Raw genomic sequence first — 20,430 nt, 5'->3', positions numbered from 1 at the left:
CCTCTCAACACTTTTTACCAGGCAGGTGATGCAAAGTGGGCTTTATGATCGTGTTTTTCCTCATCTGGTTTTGCGCTTTTATGATCGCAAGGTTATTCAGCTTCTACACAAAGTCTCATTGGAAAGACGAAGCTTTGATTACAGGCGCCCAAGCACTTGTGATGATCTTGATTTTTAATATTATCAGTAACGATTATCTCGACATTTTTAACTGATTTACGAAACCTATGTGAACTGAGCGTACCATTTGGTTACACGCATAATAAAACGGGGTACGGTATTAAAAAAAGGGGTGGGAGTTATGTCGAAAAAAATTATCGTAGTCGGTGCGGGCTTTTCAGGTCTGGCAGCGGCTCATGCGCTGCTGGAAATGGGCTGCGAGCCGATCGTACTCGAGGCGGACAGCCGCATCGGCGGCAAGGTGAAATCAGAGGTAAGCGACGATGGAGAGCGCTTTGTTGAGCGCGGGGCGCAGATAATCAATCCGGATATGACGGACATCGTGCAGCTGGCAGTAAAAGCTGGCTTTTCGCTCATTCGGACGGGCGTTTCGGATGACGGCCTGCTGATTCAGGCTTCGGAACCAAAAGTGATTGAAGAGCAGGTGGAGGATCACGAGGAGCAGCTGGAGTACATGCAGATCGAGACGGAGCGCGATGACATTCCCCTGACTGATCTATACAAACGACTGGATATTAAAGAAAAAGAAAAGCGGGTTATTTCGAGCATGTACGGCGAGGAGTTAAACGTCGAGCCGCATCTCGTGAGTGCTGCCGGATTTTTGTCGATGAACGACCGCTATCCGTCTGAAAAAGAAGACACAACGCATCAGGTGAACGGCCCGCTCACGAAGCTGGCTGAGCACCTCGCAGCACCGCTGAAGGACGCTCTGCATATGGAACAGGCTGTTACGGAAATCAACACGTCTGTAGGCGGCGTCTCTGTGAGTACGGAATCAAATACGTGGGACGCAGACGGCGTGATTATCGCCGTTCCACCAACCGTAGCAGCACGTATCAAGCTGTCGGAGCTTGCAGCAAAGCAGTACGAGGAGGCGCTTCACAGCTATGTGAATGGCTCCATCATTAAGATAACGTGGGAATATAACGAAGCCTTCTGGACGCAGATGGAGGTGGAAGGGGAAGAAACATCCGTTGCCGAAGTCATTTATACGAATCCGGACGGGGTAAACGTGATAGATTCCTCTATGAGAGGAAAAAATGCGCGATTGACGATGTTTATTGGAGCGGCTACCGCCGAATCAATGGCTACAGAAGAGGAAGACCGCATGCTGGAGGAAGCAGAGAGCTGGCTCACGGAAGCATTTGGAGAAGCAGCCGCATCCTATACGTCCCGGACGGCTGAATCATGGGTGCATCATCCATTTTGCGGCGGAGGCTACGGCGATTCGATCCGCTACGGCCATATGATCAAGCCGTATATGATTTTGAGAGAGCCTCATGAAGGTATGGTGTTTGCGAGCAGCGAGCTTGCCGAAACGTATCCGCACTTCATGGAAGGAGCGCTCCGGGCGGGACGGGCTGCAGCAGGCAGACTGATCGTGCATCTGCAGGAGCGGACAACCTAAAAAAGGGCCTCACAGGGCCCTTTTTCTCATACATAAGCACGGCAGTTCTCGCAATATGCCGTCTCTTCCTTCGTTTCAATCTCGTTGCCGCACGTACCGCACGTCAGTACCGCCGTGGACGCTTTTTTCCAGCCGTTTTTTCGCGCGAGACCCCGGCTTAACATCGACGCACCGGAAAGCTGATAGCGAAAAATCAGCCACGTGAATAAAGCAACGAGAATCAGTGCAACCATCAGTTCCATCAAATCGCCTCCAGTAATTGGAATACGTCGGTTGCATGGAAAAGGTTTCAGTTAGAGGCATTAAATGCCACACGGGAAATGCGCCACTCGTTATCCTCTTCGATAAGCAGGTAGTCCATGAAAAACGGCGCGTGGCTCGGCACATCGGGAACATCAGCTGCATAGCTCAGCACAAGTCCGGCCTCCGTCATGCGAAAATCGGCAAACTGCTGCTCCAGTTCGTCCGGAGAAAGCCACTGGTACGTATGCATATCGTCAAACTGAATCACGCCGGTCGGCCTGCCTTCGCGGCGGATGACGTTAGCATGAACAGATAAAAGTCCGGAAGCATCGTCAAGCGACTCCGCCTGTACAAACTGCTCCGTAATCTGCACCGCCTGCGCTACCTGATAGGTCTCCGGATAGCCGTTCAGCGAATCGAGCAGGTCATCCCGCTCCTCCGTCAGCGCTTCGACCTCTGCTTCAAGCTCGGCAATTTGCGGATCGTCCGTTGGCTCCTGAAACACGAACAGCGCACCTCCGACAAGCATCGCAATCGCGAGCAATGGTATCCACTGTTTCAACCCCTTCACCGCCCTCATCCGTTCTTAATCTAAGATTATCACGACACCTGCCGAAGCTCTCATCATATGCCTCATTCCTTTTAAATGGAAATTATGGTACGGTAATGAAGTGGTTTTACATAATCCCGAGTTCGACAGTTACTAGATAAACGAAATGCCTGGGAACCCTACTAAGACAAGGGTTCTCAGGCATTTTTGAATACACCAGACGTGTTACTAGGAATTCGCCTGGAGATCGAGGATATTGGGAGGAGGCTTCAACCCTAGCGCCCCAAAGGTTCGCCGCTGTTTCTGGGTCACTTCCGTACACTGAAACAGGTCTCCATCTTTTGTAGAAAAATGTCGAACTCGAGTTAAACATGATCGCATGGTTCTCTGCTGTCCCGATAAACGTTGTTGCGTAAAATCCGTACGACGCTATACCCCTGTGTAACAAACAAAAAGGAAGATGATGCTCCAGAAACGGAGCGTCATCTTCCTTTTAAATTTATTCTTTTTCCAGCAAACGGAATCTGATAGATCTCTGATGACGAGACACCGGACCTTACACGCAGGTTCGAACGTTTGGCTTTATCATTACGGTATGTCTGCTGGCTAGAAATAGGTCCGCCTTAAAATGTTTAGACGGAGGCAGCAATTTCTTTTAACGAAGCGGAGACGGCTTGCTTGTCGCCTTTTGCGTAAAAGCCAGTTACGAGATCGTAAGCAGTAGCCAGATCTACTAAAAAGCAGTCGTGCGTTGATGTATCGTACACGAAGTGGCTGCGTGTTTCTCCTTTGTAGCCATCCACCACTTTGTACTGCTCCAAATCAAACAATTCCACCATCCCGGACTGAGCCAGGTCCATAAATTCCTCGCGCGTTACTTTTCTTTCAGCTTGCACACTCATCTGAAAACCTCCTGTTATGATCCGTTTTTGCATTACCTACTTTAGCATGATCGGTCGCTTGAGCAAACGAAAAAGCATTGACGGAAAAACGTCTTCCGGTTGTCATGAAAGCCGTTTCACTTGCTATCCGCTCCTGACAGCTATATGCTTCGTTTATTGATAATACGAAAAGCGGCGTTATGCCGCTGAAGAAACCAGGAGGGCTGTACATGGCAAAGGTAGTAGTGACAGGCGGAAGCGGACTGCTCGGCAGAGATGTGATTCAGGAGTTTATCGATCACGGATATGAGGTCGTGAATGCAGACGTGAAGCACCCGAAGGAAGCACGGTGTAAGACGGTGATCACCGATTTAACAAACCTCGGTGAAGTTTACGGCGTCTTGGCCGGTGCCGATGCTGTTGTTCATCTCGCCGCGATTCCCGTGGCATATTCGCACCCAAATGAAGTGACATTTGCCAACAATACGATGTCGACGTATAACATTCTCGAAGCGGCTGCTCATCTCGGCATACAAAAAGCGGTGCTTTCGTCGAGTGAATCGTCCTACGGCATCTGTTTTTCAAGGCAGGGGCTGGAGCCGAAGTATGTGCCGATTGACGAAGAACATCCGCAGCTTCCGGACGACAGCTACGGGTTTTCCAAAATCGTCAACGAGCAGACGGCTGATATGATGCACCGCCGTTCCGGCATGCAGATCGTCTCGTTCCGGCTCGGAAACGTGATTACGCCGGAGATGTATAAAAACTTCCCGAGCTTTATTCACGAACCGGAAATACGTAAACCAATTCTCTGGAGCTACATCGATACCCGCGATGCGGCAGCTGCGTACCGGCTTGCAGTTGAAGCAGAAGGCCTCGGCTCAGTTGCGCTGAACATTGGAGCAGATGAGAGCAGCATGGATATCGAAAGCCCGGAGCTGATGAAAACCTGCTTCCCGAACGTAACAGACATTCGTCAGGACATTTCGGGCTACGCACCGCTTCTGGATAACAAAAAAGCGAAGCGCCTGCTCAACTGGCAGCCGGTTCAAAACTGGCGTGACAACGTGAACAAACTCACCGATTAACAGAAAGCCCCTCGAAAACACGGCGTGCTTTCGGGGGGCTTTACGCTTGCCTAGAGCTTCATGAATGGATTGGTATGGACGTCGACCCACAGCTCTGACTGTTCAAGTGCAGAAGCGAGCTGAATCAGCAGATCCTCGCGTCCTTTCGCACCCATCACTTGTACCCCAACCGGGAGGCCGTCACCTGTTTGATGCAATGGAACGCTCATCGCCGGCTGACCAGTCAGGTTTGCCAGCTGCGTAAACGGAATTCGCTCGAGGCTTTCGGTAATCATCTGGTCGAGCATATCTGTTTTCAGCAGCAGCTTGCCCGCTTTGAGCTTGGAAACAAGCTGCAGAAGCAGCTCCTCGGTTTTCGTCAGCTGAAAGGCGCCAATCTCAGCCTGAAGCATGGCCGTTGCCGGCGTGATATACAGATCATACGTCTTATGAAACGCCTCCATGTGAATCGCAGCTTCATCCCAGGTACGCATCCGGAGAACAAATTCCTCTGCGGTAATCGCTCTTCCCAGCATGCCGAGCAGCCACGTTGTTGTTTCCACATCGCGCATCGTCACCTTTCTGCCGATCATCGATTCAATCTCCGTTAATCGTGCAGCGACTTCCCCGTAATAGAGCGTCATGTAGCTTTTGGCGATGGCGAGTCCGTCGACTGGGGCTGCTTTTTCTTCCACGCGATGTCCCTGAGCTTCAAGCCAGCGAACGGTTCGCAGCACTGCTTTTCGGCACTCCTCGTCCACTGGTGTGCCGAGAGGGGAGTCGACCGTGTACGCAATCGTTAACGGTTTTGCCAGCGGTTTTTCCAGGCTGGTCGTATACGCGTCAGGCTGCGCCGGAGCGCGAAAGGCGCCAGTCGTTTCTTTACCAGCCAACACGTCTAATACTGCTGCGCTATCCCGCACCGTTTTTGAGAGGATATGATCCCCTGACGCTCCCTGCCAGGCACGTCCTCGAATCGGTCCCATCGGAGTTCTTCCGCGAGTCGGCTTTAATCCGAACAGCCCGCAGTAGGCAGCCGGAATGCGAATCGAACCACCGCCGTCGTTCGCACCGGCGATTGGAACCATCCCGGAAGCAACAGCCGCAGCCGATCCGCCGCTGGAGCCGCCTGGAGTGACGTTCACGTTCCACGGATTTTTCGTCGCGCCGTACTGGACCGGCTCGGTAAAACCCATCAGTGCAAACTCAGGCACATTTGTTACGCCGATCACATTCATACCGGACTGCTTTAACAGAGACGTATACGTTGAATCCTGAGGAGCCCGGTGATGGTGGAGGACGCGTGAGCCTTCAGAAGCGAGGGCGCCCTTCCATTCCTGGTTGATATTTTTAACCAGCATTGGCACTCCCGCAAAAGGCCCTTCAGAAGGAGTGCGATCCACCCGTTTGATCGCCGCCTCGTACGCTTTATCAATCACCGCATTAAGCGCAGGATTCATCCCTTCAATACGCGTAATTGCCTCCAGCAATACCTCCTTTTCCGTCACTTCCTTAGCGCGTATCAACGCAGCAAGACCTGTCGCATCATAATGTTTATACACAAACCCCTTCACGAACATCCCTCCAGCACGATTGGTTAGCTATATCTTAATGGTAAAGAGGGGATTTGAGCAATAAAGATTTGAAAAACAAGGAAAATACTTCCTGATCTTGCAGGATCGAAGTGGTATGTTTAAAGGATAAAATGACTTCATGTTAATGTGGTATATAGTAAATGCCTGAATAATTGAGAGGGTGTTCCCGTATGGAGAAAAACGTGTTTGAGGAGGTTGCCAGGCGATACGATACAGAGGAGCGAAAGCAGCTGGCTGCGGTCATCGCGGAGCGGGTGAAGCTTGAGCTTTTCGACAGTACCGATAAAGCGCTGCTCGATTATGGGGGAGGCACGGGACTCGTGAGCCTGGAGCTAACCGACCTCGTGCAACAGCTTACGATCGCAGATGCCTCTGAACAAATGCTGAAGCTTGCACAAGCAAAAATCGCGGAACGAAAGCTTTCGAACGCGACCGTGCTTTATGCCGATTTCGTTCAAGAAGACCCGGGCGTAAGCGCCGATATCGTACTCATTTCACTTGTACTGCTTCATATTCCCGATACGGAGGGGATCCTGCAGGCAATCGCTCATGTCTTACGTGAAACAGGCAGGCTGATCATTGTCGATTTTAATGAAAATGAGCGCGTCCATCATCCGGCTTTGCACAGCGGATTTGATCAGAAAAAGCTGGAGCAGATTTTGCAGAAAGCCGGATTTTCAGCGATCCAGTTCGAAACGTTTTACGAAGGGGAAGGTATTTTTATGAAGCAGGACGCGTCGATGTTTATCTGTACGTGTGAAAAGGCAGTACCAGCATGACAAAGTTGACGATCGTGTACGGAGGGTTGTCAAAGGAAGCGTTGATGGAGGCGTTTGAAGCAGGAGAGATTCATCTGAACACGTATGCAGTGGATATCCTCGAGGATCCGCTGTTTTCATTTCCCGAAGTGAAAAAGAATGTGGAGTGCTGGATCTGTTCGTTATCGGAGATTGGCTTAACAGAAGGCGGTACGTGGCCGGAGATCGTTCTGGCCGCTTTTCAGCGTGGGTTCACGCTCGTTGCGCTTGAGGTCGCACCGTATGTACGGTTTAGTATGACGCTGCCGACATTTGACAGCATTGAAAGGAATGACGGAGCCCCGATTGGTGCCATCACAATTGCTTCACCTAGACTCAGAGCAAATACGGAGGTCCCGGCAGGGTTTTACATAAGCGATATCGAAGGCACAAAGTGGCTGCGAGGATATGTCGCAGACGATCTGCACGTTTGGCGGCATTCGGATTTATTTTTGTGGAAGCTTCCCAAGGCATAACTACTCCACCCGTGAGGCAACTATTAACTTCATTCCCATCACAATTGCAAAGGAGAGGAAAGGGAGAATCACGGCCCAGGAGGTCGGAAAAAAGGGGAGCTCACGATAAAATAAGTGGTGGTAGGCGAGTTCATAGCCAATGACCACGACAAACGAAGCTGCTGGAGCAGCGAGCTGTCTACCGGTTACGATATATAACGTGATCCCGATCCCAATGCTCGCAAGCGGCAGGACGAATACTTGCAAAATGACTAAATCCAGCATACGATCACCACCTCACATTGATATCTACACCTATTCGCCTTCTAATGTCCTATTTCCTTTATCGATTTCAGCTTTTGCGTTCAACTTTTTGCAAACGGGAGGGGATGGTAAACAATGCCTGTTTTTCGATCAGATCATGCGGTCATTTATTATGAAACGACGGGTCATGGACCACCGCTCGTGCTGACCCATGGCGCTACGTTGGATCACCGTCAGTGGACTCCGCAAATCAAGGCACTGGCTAAGGATTTTCAAATCATCAGCTGGGATGTACGCGGTCACGGGCGCTCCGTCATGCCACCGGGAAAATTACATCACGAAGAAGCAGCAGCTGATCTGATCAGGCTGCTCGACCATCTGCACATCAAAAAAGCGCAGTTATGCGGACTGTCGATGGGCGCAGCAATCAGTCTGGAGGCGGCTGTCACATCGCCTCACCGAGCCGCCTCTCTTATTCTCATGAACAGCTACCATTCACTGTCTACAAGTGGCTTTCGCAAGCTGTTTTCACCGCTGACGCATTGGACAAGACGATTCGTGCCGCGCCTTCCTGTTGTGAAAACTCAGGCGAAATTACTTGCGCGGTTTAACCGGGATAATCAAGGCTACATTGAACGAACTGTCCGCTCTATGCCAAAGTCAGTTTGGACACAAACATGGCACGGACTATCCGAAACGGAATTGACCGAGCAGCTGCAGCACGTCAGCTGTCCTGTGCTCCTCATGCACGGCAAACAGGATCTCGTCACAAAAAATCAGCAGGACACGCTTTTCACACAGCTTACCGGTGCGACCCTTATGGAATTAAACCACGCCCATCATTTGATGAACCTGGATCAGCCGGAGCAGTTGAATGAAGCGATCCGTTTCTTTTTGAAAGAAGTGGATCTGTAACCGGAAGAGAGCCTGTTACACATATTTCAGAAGGATGCAGCAGAAGCCTGTAAATGGAGTAGTTCAATGAGAAGTAAGGAGGTTGAGAATAAATGAAGCTGTTAAAAAGACAGTCTGCTATGTTTCTAATTTTCTTTCTTGCGGGATGTTCTGATTATCAATCGGCAAATTCAAACGAATCAATCAGTGAAATCAACAACCATGCAACCAATCGTGAAGGTGATTTTGCAGTTGAAATCATACAAGAAAACGAGCAGTTTTACGGTAGGTTAACGTACGAGGGAGAAGAGTCAGAGGTCCAAATATCTCACGGTTCAACTATCTTCATGTTTCAATTGTCGAGCCTCGAAAACGATTTGGAAACAGGTACGGTGATCGATACACTGTCGCAACAAAGAGTGATGAATGCCGGTGAGACAATAACAGAAGAGGTTCCGTTCAGTGAGATGGAGATAGAAGAATTACCCGAAGGTGAGTATGAATTAACAGCTACTGCAAACTTTACTGCTGGGGAGAGTAAAGAGATCGAAGCTGTGAAGAGGGTGCATAAAGAAGAGACTGTGCTTCATGATCATTAACACTGTATGGCTCTTAGTGATCTGACAAAAGGAAGGAGAGCTGCTGCATGTTGACGTCGATTGCCGTTCTGCTTCCGTTTGTATTTTCGCCCGGAGCAAGCTATGTATTGACACTCGCTGCGGTCGAACAGACTGGATTAAAGGGAGTGAGGCCCGTCATCAGTGGCACCGTTGCAGGAATTGCCGTTCATGTCGTGCTCGCTTCACTAGGCGTGTCTGCCCTGCTGCTTCAGCTGCCGGAGCTGATGAGCGCGGTTCGAATTGTCGGATCGCTGATGCTCATCTACGTCGGCATCATCCTGCTGAAGGCTTTGTTCGTTTCAAACAGCGAGCCAAACGTGCAGTCGGTTACGTTTCAACGCGTCTTTTTACTGAATCTGCTGAACGTGAAACCACTGCTTTTGTATATCACGATCATCCCGTCATTAAGCCCCTATACAGGATGGGAGCTGTCTCTTCACTATGCAGTCATCGGCTTCGTTCATATCACGTTGCAAATTGGATGGCTTACTTTGCTTGGGTGGCTGACCGCTGTTGCAGCAAGAGGAAAGCTGTATAAAGGGATTCGCGTTTTGTCAGTAGCAGGAAGCTTGTTTTTAATCGGGGTAGGTGTCTGGAATTTAGTTAATTGAAAAAGTGGGTGGGAAAGGAGAGGTTCGATGCTGTATGAAACGATGCACGTCGCTGTTCCGACAGTGTTTGATCAACAGGAGAATGTAAACATGGAGGCGACAAATGAACATATCAAGTCCCTTCAGAAAAAAGGAGTCCGCTCAGTGCTGATCAGCGGCTCAACTGGCGAGCAGCACAGCTTAAGTGTGGATGAACGGTTGGAAATGATGGAATCCATCAACGAGGTGCTGCTTCAGCAAATGGAGATCCTTTTTGGGATCGCTGCCGTCAGGCTGAAAGATGCAGAGAAGCTGGCCGCAAAGGCTTCCGAAACGAAGCTGTCTGGCGTGATGATCGGGTTTCCGCCGTACATACGACCTTCTCAGGCTGAAGCCGTAGCCTATGCGAAACGGCTGATCGAGCGCTGTCAAAAACCAGTCATTCTCTATAACAATCCAGGCAGAACCGGGTTTGATTTATCATCTGAGAGCGCAATCATACTTGCGCAAAATGAAAATGTGATCGGCATCAAGGATCTCGGCGGACCTGAAAAAATACAAGCCGTGCAAAACGGACTCGATCGCGAATTTTCGTTTTATGCAGGCGGAGAGGAAGGTCTTGCTGAGAAGATCCGCTTCGGCTATAACCGGCTTTCGTCCATCGCCGGAAATGTTTATCCGGTTGAAATAAAGCAATGGCTGCAGCAGCTGTTGGCAAATGAAACGCCCGATGCCTCTGAACAGAAGGACATCGAGCGTATGATGCAGATGGTGTATAGCGAAAATCCGATCGTTCGGATGAAGCATGAATTGAAGCTGGGCTCGTGCAGATCGCCGCTTGGAATGAGCAGCGATTAAAACAAGTGCTCAAATGGAGCGGTGATCGGCCGGAGCAGTCGTTTTCCGATTTCAGCAGTTAACGAAGTCTCCGCTCGTTCCACATGGTCCGACTCTGCATAGTCTCCGTCTTCTGTCACCTGCAAGCTTTGCTCGTTCATCAGCTGCTCGAGCTCGGTGCGCAGCTCATGGTTCACATCCTCGCTGTCGATAACAAGCATGCTCTCAGTACTCAAATACACGCTTCTCGGATCAAGGTTGAAAGAGCCAACAGCCGTTAAACGGTCGTCGAACACGTACGATTTTCCGTGAATCGAGTGTCCTTCTGCCTGATACTCCAGTAAATCGGCTTCGGAAGCGGCTAAGTCTTCCCGGTGAGCCGTGAAGCGGGAATAAGCAGGTAGATTGGGGGAAGCCGCTAGGGAATTCGTTACAACACGGACCTCCTCCGGCAGCGCTTCCCGATTCAATGCATCAAGCATTGGATTCGTCGGCACGATAAACGGACTTTGCATCAAAACAGATGCCTCCGCATTTTCCATCAGCGAGGTCAAAACCTGCCACACAACCGGCTCTTGGTTCATTCTTCCTAGAGGATTGTGAATAAAGGTAATCTCGTTAACAGCGTGCGTCCGCTCTTCCCAGTCATACGTCTGACCGTAGATATCAGCCTCTTCAGCTTGGAGGACTACTTGCTCTGATCGGAGCGCTTCCAGCATCTCTTCAGCAGCTTCCTCTGCTATATCAGCATCTGCGCCCTGAGCATAATCACTCGTCCACACCTCATCAAAGTAGCGCTGCATCTGTATAACGCCGCTCTCTTCATAGTCGGCGCCCTGCGGATTATACACGACAGCATCGCGGTCATCTGTTGCTCCTTCCACACCTTCCCGCGCGAAATAGCGGTCGCCGATGTTTCTGCCACTGATCATACCGAACGTATCGTCAGCAATCAGCAGCTTATCATGCATGCGGTTATTTAACGTCCACGGCTTCAGCACATTAACCGGTTCAAAAAAGCGCAGCTCCATGTTGTCATGGTGTGTAAACGCCTCGGCAATAGCGCCTTTTTCACCGCGCAGGTTATGAAATATGCCGTCTAGCAGCACGCGGACCTGAACACCTCTGTCTGCAGCCTCCAGTAAAGAGGTGTAAAAGATCATATCTGCCGTGCCATCCGTTATTTTAAACATCGTCACATCGAGCGTGTCTTCCGCTTGCTCCTTGAGCGACGTGCGGGTCTGTTTCGATTCAATCCGGTCGTGGATCAGCGCGACCCGGTCGTGAGAGTCGGATTCGCTCATAAATCGATCCGTATCAGGTTGGCCTGTTTCCTCCGGTACCGTTAGCTGCAGCATGAGCACCCCGCCGATCCAGAGGTAAAGCAAAAACGCACCGGCCAGACCAGCGACGATGAAAAGAACCTTCTTCACCATAAAATGCCTCCAAAAATAGGTCAAAAGATGATTTTATCTTTCTATTACCTTGAATAAAAAGGAAGCAAACATACTGCTGATAAACGAAATTATCTAATGACGTATTTTCGAAGATATTTCTGTGTTTTAAAAAGCTCCTCGTTAGATACCGGTTCAGTTTCCGTAAAGGCACGGTAAAAGTCAGCGAAATCCTGTTCCTCATACCGCGGCACGACGTGCATATGATAGTGATCCAAGTCGTTAAACATTCCGCCGTTTTGTACAATCGAGATGCCATCCGGCTGATAAGCAGCTTTCATCGCCCTGGACATAACTTTGGAAGCCTCCATCACCGCATGAGCAGTCGGTTGATCGAGATCGTCCACGTCGAGCGCATGCCGCTTCGGTAAAATCAGCACATGCCCCGGATTAAAAGGAAGAATATCTAGAATACACGTCACCCATTCAGTTTCGTACACAACAAAAGCACGTTCTTCCTGCAGCGCCAGCCGGCAGCCTAAACACGTCATTGCACAAACCTCCTAAAACACATCGTCTATCCTTATGATATCATAGGAACAGTAAATAAATTCCTTTTGCCATACATACAGAAAGGTGGATTCACTATGGAACCTATGAGCATCATTGCATTCGCAGTAGCCGCAGGCGCGATAGGACTTGCTGTCACTTTAAACGGAAAAGTCATTCAACTGGAGAAAAAAGTGACGGAGCTGGAGGAAAAACAAAAGGAAGGTTAAATACTTACTTTAATGGGAGAGAGTATTGACAGGGTTCATTGTTGGTTAAAATAGAAAAGACCGAATTAAATTGATTAAAGAAAAGGCGGAACCTAATGAGTATCGATAAACGAAATCAGCTCGACCACGAGCCCTTTCGCTACCGCGTGACGAAGCAGGAGACGGTGTTCATTGACTATGAGGGAAGACAGGTAACGGCGCTGAAGGGACAGCAGGCGCAGAAGTTTCTAGCGCGGGCAGAAAATACCGGTGACGAAAAAGAACGGCAGCTTCTGATGGCAATAGCTACCGGTAATTTTAAGCGGGGGAATGAATGAGATCGTTTGGCAAATGGGGGATAAAAAAACACGGCACGCCGATTGTTCCCGGGTGCCGTGTTTATCTATCCGTGAACCTGCCATTGATCGCGAGCGTCTAAAATCTCCGCAACAAACGTGTCCACTTGCTCTTCCGTTTCCTGTATATCGTTGTCGGAATCGAACTTCATTTTTGTCGCGATCAACATGCCTTGCTGCTCGCGAATTGCTTCATCCATCCGGTCGACAGCACCTGCAAAATGCTCGTAGCTCGTATCTCCCGAGCCAAACAAAGCGAATAGCTGTCCTGTCAGGTCGGTTTGCTGCAGCTCTTCGTAAAAATCAATCACGTCATCAGGAATATCTCCGTCGCCGAACGTATACGTGCCGATAATAACAAGGTCGTAGGAAGCAAATTCGTGCGGCTCTGCTTCATATGCCTCTTTGACATCCACGGTTATATCCGCTTCTTCCAACCGATCCTTGATTAACTCCGCAAGCTCTTCCGTGTGACCGCTGAGCGTCGCGTAAACGAGCAGAACTGACATTGCCTGCACTCCCTTTCCTGATTTGACCGAAAATAATGGTCTGCTAATGAGTTATTTTCATCCTATCATATGACCCGCGGGATCGAATAGGACTCACCATTTACAGGTTCAGCGTCATCAGAGAGAGATCTGTTGCAGCATGCAATTCCTTATCAACATTTATCCTAATGAAGACTGCTTCGTATTTCATAAATGAAATCGGTTGATGAAAAAGGAGCATGCGGCTTTTTCGTCAATAATATCGGATCTTCTCTAAAACACAAGGTGTTGTTAGTTAAATAGAGAAGGAGTAGGTGAAGGGAAGGTGGGAGTGAACAATGCCTAAACAGAAAGCCTATCGCAAAAAGGGATGGTATTGCACGGTGGATCAGCAGTGGATGGCGGAGATCGACGCCCAGCTGCAGGAGGATGATACGATCGAACCGCCCGCGAGCACCGTGATCTGGTTTGCCGACGCGGGCCTGCCGTTTAAAATTGCGCCATTGCCAAACGTGAAAGAGCATGACTACAACGTCCTTTTTACGGAAAGAACGCTGACGTACGAAGAAAATAAGCGGCTCGCCCTCTGGTTTGATGTCGTGGCTGCTTATGAGGATATTTATTCCCACCGAAAGCTTGTCGGGCTTACGATTCACTATAAAGGATACTATTGTTCATCAGACGCGGTGATCCAGCTCGTGCGTGACATGCCGGCTGTGCAGCCGCAGCTGCGGGAGCGCGAAATCATCATGAACCCGGAACTGTTGCCGGAGTGCTTGTCCGCTTCGGAGCGGATCGTTATTCAAGAAGTGCTGTCAGGCAAAAACAACAAAGAAATCGCCCGCACGCTGTATTATTCGCCAAATTCGATTACGAGCATGCTGAACCGCATTTTTCACAAGCTGAACCTGTCGAGCAAGCGAAAGCCGGCTCTTATTCAGCAGGGCATTCGTGATGGCTGGATCGTGATCAGTCATGTACGTAAAGCTAAATAGCATTCTCGTTATCTATTAGATAGCGTGCCAAATAGGCAAGCAGGGTCGCAGGCTGATCTTCCTGCACGAGATGGCCTGCGTTCGGAATCGAGCGAAAGTCCGCATGTGGAATTTTCCTGCGCAGCTCGCGCCCTTTCCCAATTGGAATCCATTCGTCTTCTGCGCCCCAGATAATGAGCGTCGGCACCGTCATCGATTCATACAACGGTTCAATTTCGTCCGTGTAGCGCTGATCTGCCTGCGCGATTTGCCGGTAAAACGCAGCCTGACCGGTTTCTTTCAGCCAGGGTGTGATCGTGCCTTTCAGCGTATCGGCCGGCATCGGCGTATACATGGCGTCCTGAACATAGGCGGAGACCATCGCTTCGTGAATATAGCCGGGAATGCCGCGAAACGCATTTTCATAGGTCGACACGTGTGAAAAAAAGGGGGTCTTCGGAATATATAGTGGAATTACTTTTTAATAGTTTAAAAACAACTGGTGTTTAAATCGGATTTTCTAGTGGGATGTTAGGACAATCAATAGTATTATAAAAGTATCAATCACATACGAGTGATACGTTGGGAAAAAAATAAAATAGTCCAATTTACTTGACCGTGTACTATGGTACACGGTTTATAATATTCATGGGGTGAAATAAGATGATTTACCGCATTAGTGAGTTTGCAGAAAAATGTGGCGTTAATAAAGAAACGATTAGATATTACGAGCGAAAAAATTTACTACAAGAACCTCACCGAACGGAAGCTGGTTATCGGATATATTCATATGATGACGTTAAGCGTGTTGGGTTTATTAAACGAATACAGGAACTTGGATTTTCTTTAAACGAGATTTATAAATTACTTGGTGTTGTAGATAAAGATGAAGTTCGTTGTCAAGATATGTTCGAATTTGTTTCTAAAAAACAAAAGGAAGTTCAAAAACAAATAGAGGATTTAAAACGAATTGAAACTATGTTAGACGACTTAAAACAACGATGTCCAGATGAAAAGCAATTACATTCGTGTCCAATAATAGAAACATTAACATGAGAGATTAACGAAAGGGGCTTTATTATGAATAAATTTAAGGTAAACATTCAAGGAATGACCTGTGCGGGTTGTGAAAAACACGTTGAATCAGCACTTGAAAAGATAGGTGCTAAAAATATTGAGTCTAGTTTTCGTCGTGGTGAAGCAGTATTTGAACTACCCAATGATATTGAGGTTGAAAGTGCAATAAAGGCGATTGATGAAGCAAATTACAAAGCCAGAGAAATTGAAGAAGTATCATCACTAGAAAACGTGGCGTTAAGTAATGAAGACAATTATGACCTTCTTATTATTGGTTCTGGTGCTGCTGCCTTTTCATCGGCAATTAAAGCTATAGAATACGGTGCAAAAGTTGGAATGATTGAGCGTGGAACGGTTGGGGGAACCTGTGTGAATATTGGCTGTGTTCCGTCAAAAACTCTTCTTAGGGCAGGGGAAATCAATCATTTATCAAAAGACAACCCGTTTATAGGTTTACAAACATCCGCTGGAGAAGTGGATTTAGCTAGTTTAATCACGCAAAAGGATAAATTGGTGAGCGAACTTCGGAATCAAAAATATGTGGATTTAATTGATGAATATAATTTTGATTTAATTAAAGGTGAAGCAAAATTCGTTGATGCTAGTACGGTTGAGGTCAATGGGGCAAAGTTATCTGCAAAACGCTTTTTAATTGCAACAGGTGCATCTCCTTCGTTGCCCCAAATTTCAGGACTTGAAGAAATGGACTATTTAACTAGTACAACACTTCTTGAGTTAAAGAAAATACCAAAACGATTAACTGTAATTGGTTCAGGATACATTGGAATGGAGCTTGGACAACTATTTCATCATTTAGGTTCAGAAATAACGCTTATGCAAAGAAGTGAGCGACTTTTAAAGGAGTATGATCCTGAGATTTCAGAGTCAGTTGAAAAAGCGTTAATTGAACAGGGTATAAACCTTGTCAAAGGGGCAACTTTTGAGCGTGTTGTACAAAGTGGAGAGATAAAAAAGGTTTACGTAACAGTAAATGGCAGTAAAGAAGTTATTGAATCAGATCAGTTACTTGTTGCCACTGGAAGAAAACCAAATACGGATTCTTTAAATTTAAGTGCGGCAGGTGTTGAAACCGGAAAAAATAATGAAATCCTGATCAATGATTTTGGTCAAACAAGTAATGAAAAGATTTATGCAGCAGGAGATGTGACGTTAGGACCGCAATTTGTATATGTAGCAGCCTATGAAGGTGGAATTATTACTGATAATGCTATCGGTGGGTTAAACAAAAAAATAGATTTATCGGTAGTTCCTGCTGTTACGTTTACGAATCCAACGGTTGCAACGGTTGGTTTAACAGAAGAACAAGCAAAAGAGAAAGGGTATGATGTGAAGACATCTGTATTACCTTTAGATGCTGTTCCAAGAGCAATTGTAAACCGTGAAACAACCGGTGTATTTAAACTAGTAGCAGATGCAGAAACACTAAAAGTATTAGGGGTTCATATTGTATCTGAGAATGCAGGAGATGTCATCTATGCAGCATCATTAGCTGTTAAATTTAACTTAACGATAGAAGATTTAACAGAAACCCTAGCACCATATTTAACAATGGCTGAAGGGCTAAAATTAGCTGCACTTACGTTCGATAAAAATGTTTCGAAATTATCTTGTTGTGCAGGCTAAGGGAACTTTTTTTACAATTCCCTATTCAAGTGAACCAGCTAATACTGTACTAAAGTGTGCAGTAGTTTAGCAAAGTCTACAAAAGGATTTCATACACTATTTTGCGATCACCCATTATATAAATGCTTTAAGGGATTTTCTAAGTGCATTTGTGGTCACAAAAATAATTTAACACTGATGATTTCGACATCAAATCTATATTTGATACCTTAACACCGCAGAGTAATAAAGGATGAACAATATGTCAGACTTATTATCCCTACCAGACATTAAAACAATAGAATCACCACAAGAAAATGAAACCGATATGATGTTTAAAGTTGAAGCAGTCGGACCACCTGAACGTTGTCCTGAATGTGGTTTTGACAAGTTGTACAAACACAGTTCAAGAAATCAACTAATTATGGATTTGCCCATTCGTTTAAAGCGAGTGGGCTTACAATTGAACCGTAGACGATACAAGTGTCGTGAATGCGGATCTACCTTCTGGGAACGCCTAGTATCTGTAGATGAAAAGCGTAGTATGACCAAAAGGCTTTTAAAGTCTATTCAAGAGCAATCCATGTCTAAGACCTTTGTAGAAGTCGCAGAAAGCGTTGGCGTTGACGAGAAAACTATTAGGAACGTTTTTAAGGACTATGTGGCACTCAAAGAACGTGAATACCAGTTTGAAACTCCTAAGTGGCTTGGGATAGACGAGATACATATTATCCGAAGACCTCGGCTTGTATTGACTAATATTGAACGCAGGACTATTTATGACATCAAGCCTAACCGTAACAAGGAAACAGTCATCCAACGTCTTTCAGAAATCAGTGACAGGACTTATATTGAGTACGTCACAATGGATATGTGGAAGCCCTACAAAGACGCAGTGAACACTATCCTTCCACACGCTAAAGTGGTCGTAGATAAGTTTCATGTAGTTAGAATGGCTAATCAAGCCTTAGATAACGTCAGAAAGTCTTTGAAAGCTCATATGAGCCAAAAAGAAAGACGTACCCTTATGCGTGAAAGGTTTATCCTTCTAAAGCGTAAACACGATCTAAATGAACGTGAATCATTCCTCTTAGAGACTTGGTTAGGTAATCTTCCTGCCTTAAAAGAAGCCTATGAACTCAAAGAAGAGTTTTACTGGATATGGGATACTCCTGATTCAGATGAAGGTCGTCTTCGTTATAGTCAATGGAGACACCGTTGTATGTCCAGTAACTCTAAAGATGCATATAAAGACCTCGTGAGAGCCGTAGACAACTGGCATGTCGAAATATTCAACTACTTTGATAAAAGGCTCACTAACGCTTATACGGAGTCAATTAACAGCATTATTAGGCAGGTAGAGCGAATGGGTAGAGGTTACTCGTTTGATGCCTTACGAACCAAAATCCTTTTCAATGAGAAGCTCCATAAAAAGCGTAAGCCACGATTTAATTCAAGTGCTTTCAATAAAGCTATGTTACACGATAATTTCAATTGGTATGAAGTGAATGATCATAACATTACAGACAACTTTGGTGTCGATTTTTCCACACTTATTAAGAATTTGGAGAAGGGTGATTTATAAGCCCTTTTCCACCATAAAATCCGAATACCCAAAAAAGGAAGACCCCCACGGAGCGAGCGCGACAGGGTCAATGAGTACAAGCTTGCGATACGGCACATCCAGCAGCAGGTGCGTTCGGAGCGCAGTCGTCCCGCCGAAATCATGGCCAACAACTACAGGCTCGTTGATCCGCCATTCCTCAAGCAGCTCGTGCAGCACGTGATGCTGAATGCCGAGGGAGACGTCGCCGGTCGCTTTTTCAGACTTTCCATACCCGACTAAGTCGTAGTAATAGACCGTAAACCATTCGCTTAATCCCGGAATCAGATGCCGCCAGTTAAAGGAAGACCAAGGGGTGCCGTGAACGAGAACGAGCGGCGGTCCCTCTCCGCAAATCCCATACCTTACATACCCGTACGAAGAGTGAAATGTCTTCGCTAACCAGTAGCTATTCACGCTCTTTACCTCCTTCTTTTTCTCACGCGACGATTGTAGTGATATTAGTTTACCACTATCCGTTGAAAAAGCACGTGTAAAAGGAAACGAGTAAAAAAGCAAAGCGGAAGCCTTACGTTTTATCACGAAATACGTTATCGTAAGGGAGCAAGTCAGAAAGGGTGAATCAGGATGAAACAAGTCGAAATCATTGTGCTGTCCGGATTTTTAGGAGCAGGAAAAACGACGCTTCTGCAGCGTCTGCTTGAGCATGAGAAGGAGCAGGGAAGAAAAATCGGTGTCGTTATGAATGAAATGGGAAACGTCTCTATTGATTCCGATGCGGTGCCAAACGATACACCGCTGCAGGAACTGTTAAACGGCTGCGTCTGCTGCACGCTGTCAGACAAGCTGGAGATTAAACTGGCCGGACTGGTCCAGGATCACGACCTGGACGCTATCTATATCGAAACAACAGGCATCGCTCATCCGGTCGACGTGCTGCACGCGTCGCTCTCGCCGATGCTTGCTAATCGATTAAATATAAAGTCTGTCATCACACTGCTCGACTCGGTAACTTGGCAGAAGCGGGATACGCTGAATGTGCAGATGCGCCAGCTCATCTCGGAGCAGGTGAAGCACGCGGATCTTGTGCTGTTAAATAAAATCGACAGCGTTTCGGCTGACGACAAACAAGCAATCGAAGCGGAGATTCGTGCGCTTAATCCGGATGGAAACATCGTGCCGACGACCTTTGCGAGGGTGGACCCGACTGAGTTAACCGCGGCCCGGAAAAAGGTAACAAGAGATCACATCAAGCTGCACGCCGCTGACCAGCTGCACATTAAAACGTTTGTTTATACGTTTTCTAAGCCAATCGACGAGGAGCAGTTTGAGTCGTTTTTGCGTGACATGCCGGATTCGATTTATCGCATCAAAGGCTACCTTCGTTTCCAAGAAGGGAAAACGCTGTTATTTCAGTACTCCTACGGCATGCCGGTCTATCAGCCGGCCGATTTAAAGTATACGAACACGCTCGTCTTCATCGGCGATCAGCTCGATCACGACGCACTGCATCACGCGATGAGAGAGCTGGAGCAGCAAAAGCAGGCCTGAATCGGGCCTGCTTTTTTTAGTGCGCGACCGGAAAGTGTTCAACTTTTGCCGCAAAAGCATTAACGTTGCTTTTAAAAATCATTAACTTCAGTCGCAAAGCGTTAACCTTCGCCGGAAAGCGTTCATGAGCATCAACTAATGAAGCTAGTATAAAAAGTAGACACGTCCATGTGGTAGTCTGAGTGAAACGAAAGCAGTGGAGGAGGAACCGGGAATGAGCACGGAGAAAAAACACTACGATAAGGTATTCCGTCGATATGTAGC

General features: G+C 47.3%; 25 protein-coding genes. 15 read left to right on the top strand and 10 right to left on the bottom strand.

All coding sequences use genetic code 11. From position 1 onward, the window contains the following. The first annotated feature begins 301 nt into the window (after nucleotides 1-301). The gene (locus tag HCN83_RS16055; RefSeq protein WP_168009125.1) at nucleotides 302-1,588 is read left to right on the top strand and encodes a flavin monoamine oxidase family protein; all 1,287 of its coding nucleotides are present in this window, start codon (nucleotides 302-304) and stop codon (nucleotides 1,586-1,588) included. A 26-nt stretch (nucleotides 1,589-1,614) separates the two neighbouring features. On the opposite strand, the gene HCN83_RS16050 is transcribed toward HCN83_RS16055, so the two are convergent. From HCN83_RS16050 to HCN83_RS16040, 3 genes are all read right to left on the bottom strand, one after another. Beyond that, nucleotides 1,615-1,830, bottom strand: a complete 216-nt coding sequence (locus tag HCN83_RS16050; RefSeq protein ID WP_168009123.1) for a hypothetical protein — start codon at nucleotides 1,828-1,830, stop codon at nucleotides 1,615-1,617. 47 nt (nucleotides 1,831-1,877) lie between these two features. Beyond that, nucleotides 1,878-2,393 (bottom strand): hypothetical protein, encoded by a 516-nt coding sequence (locus HCN83_RS16045; protein WP_168009121.1) that lies wholly within the window; start codon nucleotides 2,391-2,393, stop codon nucleotides 1,878-1,880. Nucleotides 2,394-3,013: 620 nt separating this feature from the next. Next, entirely contained in the window at nucleotides 3,014-3,283 is a 270-nt protein-coding gene (locus tag HCN83_RS16040) for a hypothetical protein (RefSeq protein ID WP_168009119.1), read from the bottom strand. A gap of 209 nt (nucleotides 3,284-3,492) precedes the next feature. Between HCN83_RS16040 and HCN83_RS16035 the strand changes: the two genes are divergently transcribed. Then, nucleotides 3,493-4,350, top strand: coding sequence for an NAD-dependent epimerase/dehydratase family protein (locus HCN83_RS16035; protein ID WP_168009117.1), 858 nt, complete (start codon nucleotides 3,493-3,495; stop codon nucleotides 4,348-4,350). A 50-nt stretch (nucleotides 4,351-4,400) separates the two neighbouring features. Here HCN83_RS16035 and HCN83_RS16030 read toward each other — a convergent pair whose 3' ends face one another. After that, nucleotides 4,401-5,903: an amidase family protein gene (locus HCN83_RS16030; RefSeq protein ID WP_343033755.1), complete on the bottom strand. Its 1,503-nt coding sequence runs from the start codon at nucleotides 5,901-5,903 to the stop codon at nucleotides 4,401-4,403. Between the two features lie 191 nt (nucleotides 5,904-6,094). Here HCN83_RS16030 and HCN83_RS16025 point away from each other — a divergent pair, with 191 nt between their 5' ends. After that, entirely contained in the window at nucleotides 6,095-6,703 is a 609-nt protein-coding gene (locus HCN83_RS16025) for a class I SAM-dependent methyltransferase (RefSeq protein ID WP_168009113.1), read from the top strand. Continuing rightward, nucleotides 6,700-7,197 (top strand): helicase, encoded by a 498-nt coding sequence (locus HCN83_RS16020; RefSeq protein WP_168009111.1) that lies wholly within the window; start codon nucleotides 6,700-6,702, stop codon nucleotides 7,195-7,197. Before HCN83_RS16025 ends, HCN83_RS16020 begins: the two co-directional genes overlap by 4 nt. Here HCN83_RS16020 and HCN83_RS16015 read toward each other — a convergent pair whose 3' ends face one another. Beyond that, nucleotides 7,198-7,461, bottom strand: a complete 264-nt coding sequence (locus HCN83_RS16015) for a hypothetical protein (protein ID WP_168009109.1) — start codon at nucleotides 7,459-7,461, stop codon at nucleotides 7,198-7,200. 114 nt (nucleotides 7,462-7,575) lie between these two features. On the opposite strand from HCN83_RS16015, the gene HCN83_RS16010 reads away from it, so the two are divergent. The 4 genes from HCN83_RS16010 to HCN83_RS15995 all read left to right on the top strand — a co-directional run bounded on the left by HCN83_RS16010 (nucleotide 7,576) and on the right by HCN83_RS15995 (nucleotide 10,402). Further along, the gene (locus HCN83_RS16010) at nucleotides 7,576-8,355 is read left to right on the top strand and encodes an alpha/beta fold hydrolase (protein ID WP_168009107.1); all 780 of its coding nucleotides are present in this window, start codon (nucleotides 7,576-7,578) and stop codon (nucleotides 8,353-8,355) included. Between the two features lie 92 nt (nucleotides 8,356-8,447). Beyond that, nucleotides 8,448-8,933: a hypothetical protein gene (locus HCN83_RS16005; RefSeq protein ID WP_168009105.1), complete on the top strand. Its 486-nt coding sequence runs from the start codon at nucleotides 8,448-8,450 to the stop codon at nucleotides 8,931-8,933. A 47-nt stretch (nucleotides 8,934-8,980) separates the two neighbouring features. Further along, entirely contained in the window at nucleotides 8,981-9,565 is a 585-nt protein-coding gene (locus tag HCN83_RS16000) for a LysE family translocator (protein ID WP_168009104.1), read from the top strand. A gap of 27 nt (nucleotides 9,566-9,592) precedes the next feature. Further along, on the top strand, nucleotides 9,593-10,402 hold the full coding sequence (locus tag HCN83_RS15995) for a dihydrodipicolinate synthase family protein (RefSeq protein ID WP_168009103.1): 810 nt from the start codon (nucleotides 9,593-9,595) through the stop codon (nucleotides 10,400-10,402). Here the strand turns inward: HCN83_RS15995 and HCN83_RS15990 are convergent. Both HCN83_RS15990 and HCN83_RS15985 read right to left on the bottom strand, forming a co-directional pair. Beyond that, nucleotides 10,399-11,817: a phospholipase D-like domain-containing protein gene (locus HCN83_RS15990; protein WP_168009102.1), complete on the bottom strand. Its 1,419-nt coding sequence runs from the start codon at nucleotides 11,815-11,817 to the stop codon at nucleotides 10,399-10,401. The genes HCN83_RS15995 and HCN83_RS15990 overlap by 4 nt on opposite strands. A gap of 89 nt (nucleotides 11,818-11,906) precedes the next feature. Then, complete coding sequence (locus HCN83_RS15985; protein WP_168009101.1) at nucleotides 11,907-12,326, bottom strand: HIT family protein; 420 nt, start codon at nucleotides 12,324-12,326, stop codon at nucleotides 11,907-11,909. A 96-nt stretch (nucleotides 12,327-12,422) separates the two neighbouring features. Here HCN83_RS15985 and HCN83_RS18655 point away from each other — a divergent pair, with 96 nt between their 5' ends. Together HCN83_RS18655 and HCN83_RS15980 are read left to right on the top strand one after the other, a co-directional pair. Then, complete coding sequence (locus tag HCN83_RS18655) at nucleotides 12,423-12,554, top strand: hypothetical protein (protein WP_281351760.1); 132 nt, start codon at nucleotides 12,423-12,425, stop codon at nucleotides 12,552-12,554. Between the two features lie 95 nt (nucleotides 12,555-12,649). Continuing rightward, nucleotides 12,650-12,871, top strand: coding sequence for a hypothetical protein (locus HCN83_RS15980; RefSeq protein WP_168009100.1), 222 nt, complete (start codon nucleotides 12,650-12,652; stop codon nucleotides 12,869-12,871). Between the two features lie 65 nt (nucleotides 12,872-12,936). Here HCN83_RS15980 and HCN83_RS15975 read toward each other — a convergent pair whose 3' ends face one another. After that, on the bottom strand, nucleotides 12,937-13,398 hold the full coding sequence (locus tag HCN83_RS15975) for a flavodoxin (RefSeq protein ID WP_168009099.1): 462 nt from the start codon (nucleotides 13,396-13,398) through the stop codon (nucleotides 12,937-12,939). A 317-nt stretch (nucleotides 13,399-13,715) separates the two neighbouring features. Between HCN83_RS15975 and HCN83_RS15970 the strand changes: the two genes are divergently transcribed. Further along, the gene (locus tag HCN83_RS15970) at nucleotides 13,716-14,372 is read left to right on the top strand and encodes a response regulator transcription factor (RefSeq protein WP_168009098.1); all 657 of its coding nucleotides are present in this window, start codon (nucleotides 13,716-13,718) and stop codon (nucleotides 14,370-14,372) included. Here the strand turns inward: HCN83_RS15970 and HCN83_RS15965 are convergent. After that, nucleotides 14,365-14,787 (bottom strand): alpha/beta fold hydrolase, encoded by a 423-nt coding sequence (locus tag HCN83_RS15965; protein ID WP_168009097.1) that lies wholly within the window; start codon nucleotides 14,785-14,787, stop codon nucleotides 14,365-14,367. The genes HCN83_RS15970 and HCN83_RS15965 overlap by 8 nt on opposite strands. Before the next feature lie 227 nt (nucleotides 14,788-15,014). Between HCN83_RS15965 and merR the strand changes: the two genes are divergently transcribed. The 3 genes from merR (at nucleotide 15,015) to HCN83_RS15950 (ending at nucleotide 18,636) form a co-directional block, all read left to right on the top strand. Next, nucleotides 15,015-15,407: an Hg(II)-responsive transcriptional regulator gene (merR, locus tag HCN83_RS15960; RefSeq protein ID WP_017186745.1), complete on the top strand. Its 393-nt coding sequence runs from the start codon at nucleotides 15,015-15,017 to the stop codon at nucleotides 15,405-15,407. A 24-nt stretch (nucleotides 15,408-15,431) separates the two neighbouring features. Next, a complete protein-coding gene (gene merA / locus HCN83_RS15955; RefSeq protein ID WP_168009096.1) occupies nucleotides 15,432-17,072 on the top strand; it encodes a mercury(II) reductase in 1,641 nt (546 codons plus the stop codon). Between the two features lie 241 nt (nucleotides 17,073-17,313). Next, the gene (locus tag HCN83_RS15950) at nucleotides 17,314-18,636 is read left to right on the top strand and encodes an ISL3 family transposase (protein WP_168009094.1); all 1,323 of its coding nucleotides are present in this window, start codon (nucleotides 17,314-17,316) and stop codon (nucleotides 18,634-18,636) included. On the opposite strand, the gene HCN83_RS15945 is transcribed toward HCN83_RS15950, so the two are convergent. Then, complete coding sequence (locus tag HCN83_RS15945) at nucleotides 18,631-19,071, bottom strand: alpha/beta fold hydrolase (protein ID WP_168009092.1); 441 nt, start codon at nucleotides 19,069-19,071, stop codon at nucleotides 18,631-18,633. The two genes, HCN83_RS15950 and HCN83_RS15945, sit on opposite strands and share 6 nt — an antisense overlap. A 171-nt stretch (nucleotides 19,072-19,242) precedes the next feature. On the opposite strand from HCN83_RS15945, the gene HCN83_RS15940 reads away from it, so the two are divergent. Next, nucleotides 19,243-20,166, top strand: coding sequence for a CobW family GTP-binding protein (locus HCN83_RS15940; protein ID WP_168009090.1), 924 nt, complete (start codon nucleotides 19,243-19,245; stop codon nucleotides 20,164-20,166). Nucleotides 20,167-20,430: the final 264 nt, after the last annotated feature.

It is taken from the genome of Alkalicoccus luteus (genome assembly GCF_012034335.1).
Lineage (GTDB): Bacteria > Bacillota > Bacilli > Bacillales > Salisediminibacteriaceae > Alkalicoccus > Alkalicoccus luteus_A.
This window is presented reverse-complemented; position numbering and strand designations above follow the sequence as displayed.

What these genes read in the sequence shown, in the direction of transcription:
- HCN83_RS16040 (WP_168009119.1), bottom strand. Translation starts at nt 3,283, where the DNA reads ATGAGTGTGCAAGCTGAAAGAAAAGTAACGCGCGAGGAATTTATGGAC.
- HCN83_RS16055 (WP_168009125.1), top strand. Translation starts at nt 302, where the DNA reads ATGTCGAAAAAAATTATCGTAGTCGGTGCGGGCTTTTCAGGTCTGGCA.
- HCN83_RS16020 (WP_168009111.1), top strand. Translation starts at nt 6,700, where the DNA reads ATGACAAAGTTGACGATCGTGTACGGAGGGTTGTCAAAGGAAGCGTTG.
- merA (WP_168009096.1), top strand. Translation starts at nt 15,432, where the DNA reads ATGAATAAATTTAAGGTAAACATTCAAGGAATGACCTGTGCGGGTTGT.
- HCN83_RS15975 (WP_168009099.1), bottom strand. Translation starts at nt 13,398, where the DNA reads ATGTCAGTTCTGCTCGTTTACGCGACGCTCAGCGGTCACACGGAAGAG.
- HCN83_RS15940 (WP_168009090.1), top strand. Translation starts at nt 19,243, where the DNA reads ATGAAACAAGTCGAAATCATTGTGCTGTCCGGATTTTTAGGAGCAGGA.
- HCN83_RS15950 (WP_168009094.1), top strand. Translation starts at nt 17,314, where the DNA reads ATGTCAGACTTATTATCCCTACCAGACATTAAAACAATAGAATCACCA.
- HCN83_RS16005 (WP_168009105.1), top strand. Translation starts at nt 8,448, where the DNA reads ATGAAGCTGTTAAAAAGACAGTCTGCTATGTTTCTAATTTTCTTTCTT.
- HCN83_RS16050 (WP_168009123.1), bottom strand. Translation starts at nt 1,830, where the DNA reads ATGGAACTGATGGTTGCACTGATTCTCGTTGCTTTATTCACGTGGCTG.
- HCN83_RS15995 (WP_168009103.1), top strand. Translation starts at nt 9,593, where the DNA reads ATGCTGTATGAAACGATGCACGTCGCTGTTCCGACAGTGTTTGATCAA.
- HCN83_RS16035 (WP_168009117.1), top strand. Translation starts at nt 3,493, where the DNA reads ATGGCAAAGGTAGTAGTGACAGGCGGAAGCGGACTGCTCGGCAGAGAT.
- HCN83_RS15970 (WP_168009098.1), top strand. Translation starts at nt 13,716, where the DNA reads ATGCCTAAACAGAAAGCCTATCGCAAAAAGGGATGGTATTGCACGGTG.
- HCN83_RS16000 (WP_168009104.1), top strand. Translation starts at nt 8,981, where the DNA reads ATGTTGACGTCGATTGCCGTTCTGCTTCCGTTTGTATTTTCGCCCGGA.
- HCN83_RS15985 (WP_168009101.1), bottom strand. Translation starts at nt 12,326, where the DNA reads ATGACGTGTTTAGGCTGCCGGCTGGCGCTGCAGGAAGAACGTGCTTTT.
- merR (WP_017186745.1), top strand. Translation starts at nt 15,015, where the DNA reads ATGATTTACCGCATTAGTGAGTTTGCAGAAAAATGTGGCGTTAATAAA.
- HCN83_RS16015 (WP_168009109.1), bottom strand. Translation starts at nt 7,461, where the DNA reads ATGCTGGATTTAGTCATTTTGCAAGTATTCGTCCTGCCGCTTGCGAGC.
- HCN83_RS16025 (WP_168009113.1), top strand. Translation starts at nt 6,095, where the DNA reads ATGGAGAAAAACGTGTTTGAGGAGGTTGCCAGGCGATACGATACAGAG.
- HCN83_RS15980 (WP_168009100.1), top strand. Translation starts at nt 12,650, where the DNA reads ATGAGTATCGATAAACGAAATCAGCTCGACCACGAGCCCTTTCGCTAC.
- HCN83_RS18655 (WP_281351760.1), top strand. Translation starts at nt 12,423, where the DNA reads ATGGAACCTATGAGCATCATTGCATTCGCAGTAGCCGCAGGCGCGATA.
- HCN83_RS16010 (WP_168009107.1), top strand. Translation starts at nt 7,576, where the DNA reads ATGCCTGTTTTTCGATCAGATCATGCGGTCATTTATTATGAAACGACG.
- HCN83_RS15990 (WP_168009102.1), bottom strand. Translation starts at nt 11,817, where the DNA reads ATGGTGAAGAAGGTTCTTTTCATCGTCGCTGGTCTGGCCGGTGCGTTT.